The 12,469-nt window shown below is 39.6% G+C and carries 11 protein-coding genes; 10 read left to right on the top strand and 1 reads right to left on the bottom strand.

Going from position 1 to position 12,469, the window contains the following annotated elements:
- Positions 1–62 precede the first annotated feature (62 nt).
- The 10 genes from JOD18_RS03220 to JOD18_RS03180 all read left to right on the top strand — a co-directional run bounded on the left by JOD18_RS03220 (position 63) and on the right by JOD18_RS03180 (position 11,385).
- Positions 63–1,382: an ABC transporter substrate-binding protein gene (locus JOD18_RS03220; protein WP_204667500.1), complete on the top strand. Its 1,320-nt coding sequence runs from the start codon at positions 63–65 to the stop codon at positions 1,380–1,382.
- Between the two features lie 176 nt (positions 1,383–1,558).
- A complete protein-coding gene (locus JOD18_RS03215; protein WP_204667499.1) occupies positions 1,559–2,857 on the top strand; it encodes an ABC transporter substrate-binding protein in 1,299 nt (432 codons plus the stop codon).
- 60 nt (positions 2,858–2,917) lie between these two features.
- Positions 2,918–3,778: a carbohydrate ABC transporter permease gene (locus JOD18_RS03210; protein ID WP_204667498.1), complete on the top strand. Its 861-nt coding sequence runs from the start codon at positions 2,918–2,920 to the stop codon at positions 3,776–3,778.
- Complete coding sequence (locus JOD18_RS03205; RefSeq protein ID WP_204667497.1) at positions 3,778–4,650, top strand: carbohydrate ABC transporter permease; 873 nt, start codon at positions 3,778–3,780, stop codon at positions 4,648–4,650. The genes JOD18_RS03210 and JOD18_RS03205 overlap by 1 nt, the downstream gene beginning before the upstream one ends.
- Before the next feature lie 18 nt (positions 4,651–4,668).
- Positions 4,669–7,323 (top strand): glycoside hydrolase family 78 protein, encoded by a 2,655-nt coding sequence (locus JOD18_RS03200; protein ID WP_204667496.1) that lies wholly within the window; start codon positions 4,669–4,671, stop codon positions 7,321–7,323.
- 208 nt (positions 7,324–7,531) lie between these two features.
- Positions 7,532–7,861 (top strand): ABC transporter permease family protein, encoded by a 330-nt coding sequence (locus JOD18_RS03195; protein WP_204667495.1) that lies wholly within the window; start codon positions 7,532–7,534, stop codon positions 7,859–7,861.
- Positions 7,837–8,268, top strand: coding sequence for a carbohydrate ABC transporter permease (locus JOD18_RS03190; RefSeq protein WP_204667494.1), 432 nt, complete (start codon positions 7,837–7,839; stop codon positions 8,266–8,268). The genes JOD18_RS03195 and JOD18_RS03190 overlap by 25 nt, the downstream gene beginning before the upstream one ends.
- A 180-nt stretch (positions 8,269–8,448) precedes the next feature.
- Entirely contained in the window at positions 8,449–8,724 is a 276-nt protein-coding gene (locus JOD18_RS24140) for a glycoside hydrolase family protein (RefSeq protein ID WP_239587894.1), read from the top strand.
- Positions 8,717–9,337: a family 43 glycosylhydrolase gene (locus JOD18_RS24135; protein ID WP_338029483.1), complete on the top strand. Its 621-nt coding sequence runs from the start codon at positions 8,717–8,719 to the stop codon at positions 9,335–9,337. The genes JOD18_RS24140 and JOD18_RS24135 overlap by 8 nt, the downstream gene beginning before the upstream one ends.
- Before the next feature lie 32 nt (positions 9,338–9,369).
- The gene (locus tag JOD18_RS03180; protein ID WP_204667493.1) at positions 9,370–11,385 is read left to right on the top strand and encodes an alpha-L-rhamnosidase-related protein; all 2,016 of its coding nucleotides are present in this window, start codon (positions 9,370–9,372) and stop codon (positions 11,383–11,385) included.
- A 212-nt stretch (positions 11,386–11,597) separates the two neighbouring features.
- Here the strand turns inward: JOD18_RS03180 and map are convergent, their stop codons facing one another.
- Positions 11,598–12,338 (bottom strand): type I methionyl aminopeptidase, encoded by a 741-nt coding sequence (gene map, locus JOD18_RS03175; protein WP_204667492.1) that lies wholly within the window; start codon positions 12,336–12,338, stop codon positions 11,598–11,600.
- Positions 12,339–12,469: the final 131 nt, after the last annotated feature.

Below are 12,469 nucleotides of genomic sequence, written 5' to 3'. Positions count from 1 at the left end.
TTTTACGTGTGGCAGTATTTGTATGATTAACATGTAATTAAAAAAACGAGGGGGTTTCATTCATGGAGGCATTAAAGACTGGGAAGTGGTTAGCTTTAGCAGTAATTGGTTTATTTGTACTATTGCTTGCAGCATGTGGAAGCGATGATACGTCGTCTAGCGATAATGGGTCTGATCAAGTAGGCGGTACGGTAAGTATTTTAATTAGCGGTTCCCAAAGGGCTAGCGCAAGTGTGGAAGCGGTTGCGGAAGGGGTAAAAGAGAAGTATAACATTGATACTGAAATAGAAGTACGGCCTGAAGGCGCAGAAGGAGATAATGTGGTCAAGACCAGATTGGCAACAGGAGAGATGACAGATATTATGTCCTATAATTCAGGAGCATTATTCAAAGCACTTAACCCAAGTCAGCATTTTGCTGATCTATCAGATGAGCCCTATATGGATACAATACAAGAAGAGTTTAAAGTAGCTGTTTCAGATGGAGACGGTATTTACGGTGTTCCGGGCGGCTCCACTTCAAGTGGAGGTATTTTGTATAACAAGGCAGTTTATGAAGAATTAGGTTTGGAGGTACCTCAGACTTGGGAAGAATTTCTAGATAATAATGACAAGATTAAAGCAGAAGGAAAAGTTCCTGTCGTGGCTGCTTATCAAGAAACGTGGACATCACAGGTCATCTTGCTTGGCGATTATTATAATCTGCATGCAGCAGAACCAGACTTTGGAGAAAAATATACCGCAAATGAAATGAAGTATTCCTCCACACCTGCTGCATTAAGAGGGCTCGAAAAAATTGCTGAACTACATGAACACGGGCATTACAACGATGCAGCTTCCTCTACCTCCTATACAAATGGTTTGGAAATGCTGGCAACAGGTGAAGCAGTCCATTTTCCTGTCATTACGGATGCACTAGCAGAAATTGAGAGTAACCACCCTGATCAAGTAGATGATATTGGTTTTTTCGCTATTCCAAATGATGATCCCGAAATACACGGTATGACGATTTGGTTACCTGGCGGTTTCTATGTTAACAAAGATGCACAAGATTTAGATGCGGCCAAACGCTGGGTCGAATATGCAACCTCACCAGAAGGTATCGAGAAACAAATGGAAGCGATTAAACCTAATGGTCCGTATATGGTCGAGGGAGTAGAACTGCCAGATGATACGTATGAAGCCGTTTTGGATATGAATGAATATGTAGAAGCCGGTAATGTCACTTCTGCATTGGAATTTAGTTCTCCATTAAAAGGTCCAAATTTGGAGCAAATAACCGTAGAACTAGGTTTAGGTATGGTAGATCCTGCAGAAGCAGCTGAAAAGTATGACCGTGATGTAGAGAGACAAGCTTTGCAATTAGATTTAGAGGGATGGTAAACGGATTTTTTAGGTATGTTATACAGCAGATTGATGGAATGTCTCTCATACCAATGGCAGTGATAGGATAACAACTGATCACGATAAGAGCGAGTGATTCGATAGATTACCCCTCTTATCGTGAAATAAATGAGTAGTTTGCAGAATGATCGCGAACAAAACAAGGAGACAGAAGTATGAGAGGAAAAAAGATTGTAAGTTTACTAATATGCGTACTAGCATTTCTGGCAGCTTGCGGTGGTAATCCGTCAAGTAATGAGGAGGACACTGCAGAAGGAAGCACAGTCACCATCCTAATTGATAACGGACAGAATGCCTTAGCTGGTGCAGAGGCAATTGCAGAAGGTGTGAAAGAAAAATATAACATTGATACAGACATAGAAGTTCGGCCAGGCGGCTCAGAAGGAGACAATGTTGTCAAAACTAGGCTGGCAACAGGGGAGATGACAGATATTATGTTCTATAATTCTGGGGCATTATTTCAAGCTTTAAATCCGAGTCAACACTTTCTTGACTTGTCAGAAGAAGACTACATGAATTCCATTCAAGACACATTTAAAGAAGTTGTTTCAGACGATGAAAGTATTTATGGTATCCCAGCAGAGGCAAGTCAGGGCGGCGGTATTTTGTACAACAGAGCAGTCTATCAAGAGCTTGAATTAGAACCGCCAAAGACATGGGAAGAATTTATGGAGAATAATGAGAAAATCAAAGCAACACAAATCACGCCAGTAGTTGCAGCTTATCAAGATACACATACATCACAAATCATTTTACTGGCTGATTATTATAACCTGCAGTTAGAAGACCCTGATTTTGCAGAAAAGTATACAGCTAATGAAAAGAAGTTTGTTGATACGCCAGCAGCTGTGAGAGGACTTGAGAAAATTGCAGAATTATATGAAAACGGCTATTACAATAGTGAAGCTTCTTCCACTTCACACACAAACGCGTTAGAGATGCTGGCTACAGGAGAAGCAGCCCATTACCCTATCTTGACCGGATCCCTAACCGAACTGGAAAAGAACCATCCTGATACTATTGATGATATAGGCTTTTTCGGTATCCCAGGTGATGAATCAGAAGTGCATGGAATGACCCTTTGGCTGCCGAGTGGATTCTATTTAAATAAAGAGGCAAAAGATATGGAAGCTGCGAAACAATGGATGGCCTATGCCGCTTCTCCTGAAGGAGTGGAAAAGCATATGGAAGCTGTGAAACCTAATGGTCCTTATATGGTAGATGGTGTAGAGTTGCCTGTGGATTCATTTACAGCAGTAGAAGAAATGAATGAGTATGTGGAAGCAGAAAAAACAGCTCCTGCATTGGAATTTGTTTCTCCATTAAAAGGCCCTAACTTAGAACAAATAACAGTAGAGTTAGGGTTAGGAATGATCGGCCCGGCGGAAGCTGCCGAAAAATATGATCGTGATGTAGACCGACAAGCCCAACAACTAGATTTAGAAGGTTGGTGATCGATAAGTACTACCCTGAATCAATGAAAATTTCATTCTATCGTGTAATGAGGTGAGAAAATGAAGGTTAATAAAGTTTACAGCTATTGGCTCATTGTGCCAGCAGGTTTAATTTATGTATTATTGTTTCTATATCCAACTGCTGTCTCCTTCTTCTTTAGTTTTACAAGATGGACCTTGACGGAATGGGAATGGATAGGGTTCGACAATTTTAAGATGTTTTTTGAGGAACCCTCTTTAATGATTGGATTCAAGAATACACTAATATTTGCCGTACTTACAGCTGGATTGAAAGTTATTATTGGTGTATTTCTGGCTGTTATCCTAATCAGCAAGATAAAAACGAAGCGTTTTATTCGATCTACTGTTTTTTTTCCTGTATTGGTTAGTACTATAGCTGTAGGGATCACCTTTCAAATGTTAATGCATCCTTCCAATGGCTTGATTAACAGAACCCTTGAACTGATTGGCATTACGGGTCCTGACTGGCTTGGCAATCCCAATTTAGCTATCTATTCAATAGCTTTAGTCGATGTCTGGAAAGGCGTAGGAATTGCGACAGTTATTCTAATTGCTGGGATGATGTCAATCCCAAAAGATTACTATGAGGCTCATCAAATTGATGGCGGTACGTCAGTCAATGCCTTTTGGCATATTACACTGCCATTATCTAAACCAGCGATTAATGCGGTTATTTTATTGGCACTGATTGGCGGATTGCGGACATTCGATTTAGTATGGGCGATGACAGGCGGAGGACCAGGTTTTAGTTCAGATTTAATTGCTTCGATTATTTACAAGCAGTATCAGGCAGGATTCTATGGACTGTCAACAGCTGGGAATGTGTTGTTGTTTATTCTAGTTGCCTGTATTGTGTACCCTATCTTTAAGTTCTTAACAAGAAAAGAGGTAGATCTATAATGGCACAATCACTTGAAGCAGAACAGTTAAAACAAGGGAAACAAAGAAAACATGTGGTGCAAATCTTGGCGGAAGTAATAGCGGTATTCATCTGTATCTTGGTTTTTATTGTTCCCTTTTACTTTATTATTGTAACAGCCATGAAGACAGGGCCAGAAGCAGCCCAGCTTTCCTTGGCCTGGCCAGCAGAGTCACAGTTATGGCAGAATATTGTCGAGGTATTTCAGGTTCGGAATAATATGCTAGTCACTGCATTTATTAATAGTACTATTATTACTGCGGTTTCTATAGGTATATTAGTACTCATCTGTTCTATGGCAGGGTTTATTCTCCAGCGGCGAAAAGGAAAAACAATTGGTCTATTAACATCTGCTTTTCTAGCCGGATTAATGATACCGCCTGCCGTTGTACCAACAATTTGGGTGTTAGAACAGTTTCACTTATTTAAGACTTTTCCTGGAATTATATTGGTGATGGTAGCTATTTCTATCCCATTTTGTATCGTGCTTTATACAGGGTTTATAGCAAGTATTCCGAAAGAAATTGATGAGGCAGCAATTATTGACGGTTGTGGCAGTATGAAGTTATTTTTAACGATTATTTTTCCTTTGTTAAAACCAATTCATTCTACTGTTATTATTTTACAATCAGTGCAAATTTTTAATGATTTCGTGCACCCGCTATACTTTTTCCCTGGTTCGGAAAATGCGACTGTACAATTAACATTATATAATTTTATGAGTATGTACAGCACAGATTGGAATTTGCTCTTTGCCAATATCCTGCTGATTACAATCCCTCCATTTGTTTTATTCTTAATTTTTAGCGAGAAAATTGTGGCAGGTATGACAGCAGGTGCAGTAAAAGGGTAAAAAAAGGAGGTTTTTATTATGGTAAAAGTAGTAAATTTACGTACAGAATATCAGTTTAATCCAATTGGTATTGATGTTCGCATACCGCGAATCAGCTGGAAATTAGAAGCAGAACAAAAAGGGGTCCTGCAGCAGTCTTATCGTATACAAGTTGCTTTGTCGGCTAGTTTTACTGATATTCTATTTGATTCGAATGAGGTAGTGTCAGATGAAAGTCATTTAGTGGCATTAGATTCCCTGCCTGTCCAATCCCGAACTCGCTATTATTTTCGTGTCAAGGTAACGGATCAGCTAGGCAGGCGATCGGATTGGTCGGATAGTGCCTTTTTTGAAACCGGCTTACTGGATGCTAGTGAGTGGACAGCAGAATGGATTAGTTCTCCTAAACAGGCTGAAAATGAGAGCATTCCAAAATTCCAACATACCTTTATGCTCGATGGAGAAGTGAAACAAGCACGAATCTATGCAACAGCACTAGGATTGTATGAATTGCAATTAAATGGGGGAAGGGTAGGTCAAGCATACTTTACCCCCGGCTGGACCAGTTATCATAAAAGATTGCAATATCAGACCTATGATGTAACCAATCAATTGCGAACGGGGGAAAATAAATGGACAGGATTATTAGGCAATGGCTGGTACAAAGGGAATTTGGCTTGGCAAGGAAAAAAGGATATCTATGGAGACCGTTTGGCACTGTTAGCAGAACTACATATTGAATTGCAAAACGGTGAGACAATAGTGGTAAAAACAGACCATGATTGGCAAGTAACGAAAAGTAATATTGTCACTTCAGAAATTTATCATGGTGAAACGATTGACGCTCGGATTGAAGATAACGAATGGGAGCGGGCAGAGGTCATTGACCATCCTACATCCATTATTAAAGCACAGGAGAATGAACCTGTTCGAAAAATAGAAACACTAGCTCCTCAAGCGTTAATCACGACACCAAATGGGGAAGTGGTGTTGGATTTCGGCCAAAATATGGTTGGCTGGGTTTCTTTTGAGATAGAAGGAGAGAAAGGGCAAACAGTAGAATTAAAGCATGCCGAAATTTTGGATAACGATGGCAATTTCTATACCGCCAATCTGCGTACGGCAAAACAGACGAATCAATATATTCTTAGTGGTAATGGAAAAGAGACCTTTGAGCCGCATTTCAGCTTTCAAGGCTTTCGCTATGTACAGTTAATCGGTTTTAAACAGGGGCAGCTTAAACCGGAGAATTTTTGCGGAGAAGTGCTTCACTCTGATATGACATTCACAGGTGATTTTCGCTGTTCAGATCCGATGATTAATCAGTTGCAGCATAATATTGTCTGGGGATTAAAGGGGAATTTTCTGGATGTGCCCACAGATTGTCCACAGCGTGATGAACGATTAGGCTGGACAGGCGATGCACAAATGTTTATTCGAACCGCCAGTTATTTAGCAAATGTTGCTCCGTTTTTCACCAAATGGCTGCGCGATTTGGAAGCAGATCAATTAGAGGATGGCAGTGTACCGTTTGTGGTTCCAAATGTCCTGGTTGATATGAATGAGCCGCATGAGAATACCGACCAGCATCCATATAATTCAGCAGCATGGGGAGATGCTGCTGTTATTTGCCCTTGGACTCTCTATATTGCCTATGGTGACAAACGCATTTTAGAGGAACAGTACGAGAGTATGAAGGCTTGGATTGGGTATGTGAAAGCACAAGGTGATCATCCATATCTGTGGAATACAGGTTTTCATTTTGGCGATTGGCTTGCATTAGATGCAGAGCCAGACAGCTATATTGGGGCGACTGACCGCTTTTATATTGCTACAGCCTTCTATGCTTATTCCACATCACTAGTGAAGAAAACAGCCAAAGTGCTTGGAAAAGAAGCAGATTATAGCTATTTTGCCGATTTAGAAAATCATATCATAGAAGCCTTGCATAATGAGTTTGTCTTATCAGACGGTAGTTTAAACATATCTACACAGACGGGTCAAGTACTTGCCTTAATGTTTAACTTATTAGAAGGAGAGTCAAAAAATAAAGCTGTTCAACAATTAAAACAATTGTTGAATGAAACAGATTGCCATTTGACAACAGGGTTTGTCGGTACGCCATATCTGAACCATGTTTTGACGGAGAATGGATGGAATGAAATGGCCTATAAGCTGTTATTCCAACGTGATTATCCATCTTGGCTCTATCAGATTACCAAAGGTGCTACCACGATTTGGGAACATTGGGATGGCATCAAAGAAGACGGTACTTTCTGGAGTACAGATATGAACTCATTTAATCACTATGCCTATGGAGCAATTGGTGATTGGCTGTATCGAAAAGTAGCAGGTATAGAACTGGATGAAGAGGTGCCTGGATTTAAGCAATTTATGATCAAACCACATATAGGGGATGGATTAGACTGGGTGGAAGCAAAGTTAGAATCTGTCTATGGAACCATTCGAAGTGCATGGAAGAAAACAGATGACAGCATCTCTTTGGAAGTGACTGTTCCGTCTAATACAACAGCAACCGTCGTTTTATTGAAAACTAAGGCAGAACAGGTGCGGGAGAATGGCAGAGAATTAACACACGCAGAGGGAATTCAGCAAGTGAACGAACAGGAGCAACAGCTGGAAGTCTCGCTTGTTTCAGGGAAATATGCCTTTACCTATAAAATGGAGAACTAATTTCGATGGGTGAAAAAGAGGAGGTATGTCATATATCTCCTCTTTCTTTACATAGATAAACAGGTTTCAATAAAGGGAGACAATGACCAGGGTATAAGTGTCGTGCTATGAAGTATTTGAAGGAGACGACAGAGATTGATTCATACTAATTAATATATTGGTATATGCGCTTGCGATTGTTTTTCTTATTTCATTTGGACTTAGTTTATTGATGTCAATTAAGACACCACAGGAAACATCAGCTGATTTCTTTGCTTTGCCGTCTGCTATTCAGTGGTCCAACTTTGCAGATGCAATAGAACAGGCAAAAATTGTTCAATCTTTTAGCAATAGCATAATTGTAACCGTTTCTACTGTTTTGTTAGTGATAATTTGTGCATCGACAGCTGGCTACGCTATTGCTCGGTATTATCAAATTAAATCACTAAGAATGTATCAATTATTGTTACTGGCCTCCATGATGTTACCTTTTCAGACCATTATCCGATATATCGTATGTTTCGGGACCTTTCATTGCTTAATACACATACAGGTTTGATCTTGTTATTAGTGGCTATGTTTTTTCCATTTGGTGTCTTATTATATGTAGGTTTTATTCGAAGTTTGCCAAAAGAATTAGAAGAAGCAGCGATGATGGATGGATATGGTCCTATTCGGATTTTTGTCCATATTATCTTGCCTTTGGTTAGATCGATAACAATGGTTGTAGCTACTTTAATTGCTTTATGGACATGGAATGAATTTACTGTATCACTGCTTATTTTGCAAGAGGAGTCAGTAAAGACCATACCTTTGAAACAATATGTATTTTTCGGACAATACTCATCAAATTATAATTTAGCTTTTGCAGCAGCTGTGTTGACAATGATACCTGTGTTAATCTTTTTCTTGATTACTCAAAAATATATTATTAGAGGCTTAGCTGATGGAGCTGTAAAAGGATAAATGAAGGAGAATAACAAAATGAAATATCATTCAATTAAACCAGGACAAGTTTGGCTTGACACGGAAGGAAAAAGGATCCAAGCTCATGGAGGATCAATTATTTATGTTGATGATACTTTTTATTGATACGGGGAGAACAAAGAAAAATCGAAACCAGGTAGTGGTATTTGGCATTGGGGTGTGCGTTGCTATGCTTCTAAAGATTTCTATAACTGGGAAGATAAAGGTATAATTATTCCGCCAGAGTTAGAAGATGAAGCATCACCATTGCATCCAACTAGTTTCTTAGACAGGCCGCATATTATTTATAATCAACAAACAAAAAAATATGTGTGTTGGATTAAGGTGATGCAAAAAGATGAATCACAGTTATCAACAGTATTGGTTGCCAACCATATTTTGGGACCCTATAAATTAGTGAAAAAGGATTTAAAGCCACTGGGAATGAGTGCATGAGAGTTTTGATCTAGTAGTCAATCCATCTGATGGAAAAGCATATTATTATTTTGAAAGAGTTCACAGTGAATTGATTTGTGCCGATTTAACCGATGATTATACAGATGTCACAGGATATTATTCGACACACTTTCCAAATCCGTTTCCGCCTTTTGTTCGCGAGGCACCAGCGCATTTTTATCGGAAAGGTCTACACTATTTAGTGACATCGGGTACAACCGGGTATTTTCAAAATCCGTCTGAAGTAGCATGTTCACCATTATATCATGGTCCATTTGAAATATTAGGAAATCCTCATGTGGATGACGCTTCTAATACGTCATTTCGATCGCAAATTAGTTCTATATTCAAGCATCCAAAGAAGAAAGATTTATACATTGCATTAGCAGATCGGTGGATATCAGATGAATCATTATCACTGTCTTATGAGAAATCAGCAGTCATATTTGAGAGTCTTTTTAATCCGGATATTGAAACGAAGGAAGAACTTAGAGGTTCAGAATTTGATGTTAACACATCTGAAGCAGATTATGTATGGTTACCATTTCGATTTGATGGTAAGATGGCATACTTAGATTGGACGAATGAATGGAAGGTAGAAGACTATGAATAGTGTATAAATATATGATTGGGGAGTGGGAGAGAATGAGTAAAGCCTATTGGATTTGGTACCCTGGTGACTGGGAGTTATGGTTACATGAGAAGATATCGGTGGAACGGGAAATGAGGGGAGCTATTTATCCAGCCTATTGGCGGTTAGATGGTCATTATAGCTCGGTTATGTACAAATACACGTATGAACTGGATCACTCGGAAACGATTGAGATTACGGCAGACGGCGACTTTGCGATTTTTATTGATGGTCAGGATAATTATCGTACAAATCAGCGGACATTTCGCTTACCTGTTGGGAAACATGAAATAACGATTACCGTATATAATAGAGCAGCTGTTCCGGCCTTGTATGTAGAGGGGAAAACAGTCTATTCCAATCATCAATGGCAGGTATCCTGTTATGATCAAACATGGAAGGCTGTGGGGCATTGGAAATCAACTTTGCATCAGGCAGCTGTCACTCCGGCTAATTACCGGCTTCCAACCCAAACATATCACCCTGTATCTATGGAACAGCGCTCAGACAGCCTGATGATTGATTTTGGCAAGGAGACATTTGGATATATCGAATTAGATCAGATACAGGGATCCGGTGAAATCATGATTTATTATGGAGAATCGTTGGAAGAGGCGGAAGATCATGAACATTGTGTCATGATAGATCAGGTGCAGATTACAGAAGATACAGAAAGATATACGTTAGAGAAATCACGCGCCTTTCGTTATGTACAGATTGTTTCTAATCAGGTAAGTATAGGGGATATCTCTATGCAGTATGAATATTTGCCAGTTGCCTATCGCAGTAAGTTTCACAGTTCAGATGCCTTATTAAATCAGATTTGGGAGACATCTCTATATACTTTTCATCTTAATACAAGAGAATTCTTTTTAGATGGCATTAAGCGAGACAGGTGGGTATGGTCGGGAGATTCCTATCAATCGTTCTTAATGAATTATTATAGTTTCTTTGATCAAGATGCCGTGAAACGAACGTTAATAGCACTAAGGGGAAAAGATCCGATCAAATCGCATTTGAATACGATTCTGGATTACAGCTTATATTGGTTTGTGAGTATCTATGATTACTATATGTATAGCGGCGATATTGAATTTGTCAAAGGTCAATATGAGAACATGGTATCTTTGATGGATTTCTGTCTGAATCGAAGAAATGAAAATGGCATGATGGAAGGGATCGAGTCAGACTGGGTATTTGTCGATTGGGCGGATCTTGATAACCGTGGCGAAGTGAGTACGATTCAGATTCTATTATGCCGAAGTCTGGAAGCAATGGCAATGGTTGCAGGGCTGATGAAAGATGGCGAACGACAAAATCTATACGTGCAAGAAGCGACGCTGTTAAAAGAAAAAGTGCTGATGACCTTTTGGAATGAAGAAAAAGGCGGCTTAGTTCATCATTGTGTAGATGGTGAGCAAGGGGAGAAAGTGACAAAGTATCCGAATATGTTTGCTTTGATGTTTGGCTATTTAACGCCTGCTCAAGCAAAAAGTGTGAAAGAGAATATTTTGTTAAATGAAGAAGTACAGCCAATTACCACACCATTTATGCGTTTTTTTGAACTAGCTGCCTTGTGTGAAATTGGGGAACAGCCATTGGTATTATCAGAAATGCTGGATTATTGGGGCGGGATGCTGGACTTAGGAGCAACTAGCTTCTGGGAAGTATATGATCCTAAGCAATCGGGCCGTGAACATCTGGCTATGTATGGCATGCCTTATGGTAAAAGTCTCTGTCATGCATGGGGAGCCAGTCCGATTTACTTGATCGGTAAATACTTTTTAGGTGTCCGTCCGTTAAGTGCAGGTTATGAAACCTTTGTAATCGAACCACAACTTGGTGGATTAGCATGGTTTGAAGGAACAATCCCGATTCATCAAGGAGAGGTAGAGATCCAGATGAACCAGGATCGAATCAAGGTTAAGTCAAACTATGGCAAAGGTATATTAAAATATGGTTTTAACGAACAAAACCTAGAGGCAGAAATACCTAGTGATGGGACATGGGTAGAAGTGCGGTTATCTTAACAGAGAGTAGCATAAGGAATATGTTAGACTGCCGCGTTTTGGCAGTCTAATTAGTTTAACTGGTATCTGTAGCAAGCGGTCAGCCATTAGCAGGTTTAGAGCAGTAACCTACACAGTTTGGTAGGCAGGGGAGTGGCTGTTAGTTTGTGAATAAAATCGATGATTATGCTGTTTGTGTTGCTCAATAGCCTCCTATTATGCCAACAGTATTCTTATAAGGTAGTGATAATCGGTCCTTCCTTCGTCAAAATAATCGTATGTTCGTATTGAGCCACAAAGCTTTCATCGGTTAGTAAGGTCCATCCATCATCGGATTGGAACACTTCCTCTTCTAATGTAGAAATAAAAGGTTCAAAGGCAATAACCATGCCATCTTTTAAAATTTCATCATCCCAGCGAGAGTAGTAATTGAAAATATGATCTGGCGCTTCATGAATGGAACGGCCAATACCGTGTCCAGTAAGATTTTTTATGACTGTTAAGCCATGCTGTTTTGCTGTATGGTGTACGGCTTTTCCAAGTGCGCTTTTTTTCGCACCTGGTTTTGCCTGCTTAAGTCCAGCGTCGAATGCTTCCTTAGTAACGTCACATATTTCCTGTAAGATGCTCTCTCCCTTCCCAACTACAATAGATATGCCAGTATCTGCGAAATAACCGTTTTTTGAAGCTGACACATCAATATTAACAAGATCTCCTTCTTGAATAATCCGTTCCCCTGGAATCCCGTGCGCTACTTCTTCATTTATGCTAATGCATGTGTAGCCAGGGAAATTGTATTCTCCTTTTGGTGCCGATTGTGCTCCTGCTTTCTTAAAAAGCGCTCCTGCCATTTCATCAAGTTCTTTTGTAGTTATTCCTGGTTTGGTGCAATCGACTAATTCATCGCGAATCGCCCCGCAAATTTTACCAATTTCTTTTAATCCGTTAAAATCCTCTTCCGTTTTAGCGATCATTATATGACCTCACTTTTTTGTATTATTTTATGATTAGCATTCCATGTAAATTCTATCATAAAACGGGCAGCTATTTGCTCTAAATTTTACTTATCGCAGTGTAACTGTAACTGGCTGTAAGCCTTCCGCTT

The organism is Gracilibacillus alcaliphilus, from assembly GCF_016909015.1.
In the GTDB taxonomy this organism is placed as follows: domain Bacteria; phylum Bacillota; class Bacilli; order Bacillales; family Amphibacillaceae; genus Gracilibacillus; species Gracilibacillus alcaliphilus.
This window is presented reverse-complemented; position numbering and strand designations above follow the sequence as displayed.

Coding starts and splice junctions, on each gene's coding strand:
- JOD18_RS03220 (WP_204667500.1), top strand. CDS start 63: ATGGAGGCATTAAAGACTGGGAAGTGGTTAGCTTTAGCAGTAATTGGT.
- JOD18_RS03215 (WP_204667499.1), top strand. CDS start 1,559: ATGAGAGGAAAAAAGATTGTAAGTTTACTAATATGCGTACTAGCATTT.
- JOD18_RS03210 (WP_204667498.1), top strand. CDS start 2,918: ATGAAGGTTAATAAAGTTTACAGCTATTGGCTCATTGTGCCAGCAGGT.
- JOD18_RS03205 (WP_204667497.1), top strand. CDS start 3,778: ATGGCACAATCACTTGAAGCAGAACAGTTAAAACAAGGGAAACAAAGA.
- JOD18_RS03200 (WP_204667496.1), top strand. CDS start 4,669: ATGGTAAAAGTAGTAAATTTACGTACAGAATATCAGTTTAATCCAATT.
- JOD18_RS03180 (WP_204667493.1), top strand. CDS start 9,370: ATGAGTAAAGCCTATTGGATTTGGTACCCTGGTGACTGGGAGTTATGG.
- map (WP_204667492.1), bottom strand. CDS start 12,338: ATGATCGCTAAAACGGAAGAGGATTTTAACGGATTAAAAGAAATTGGT.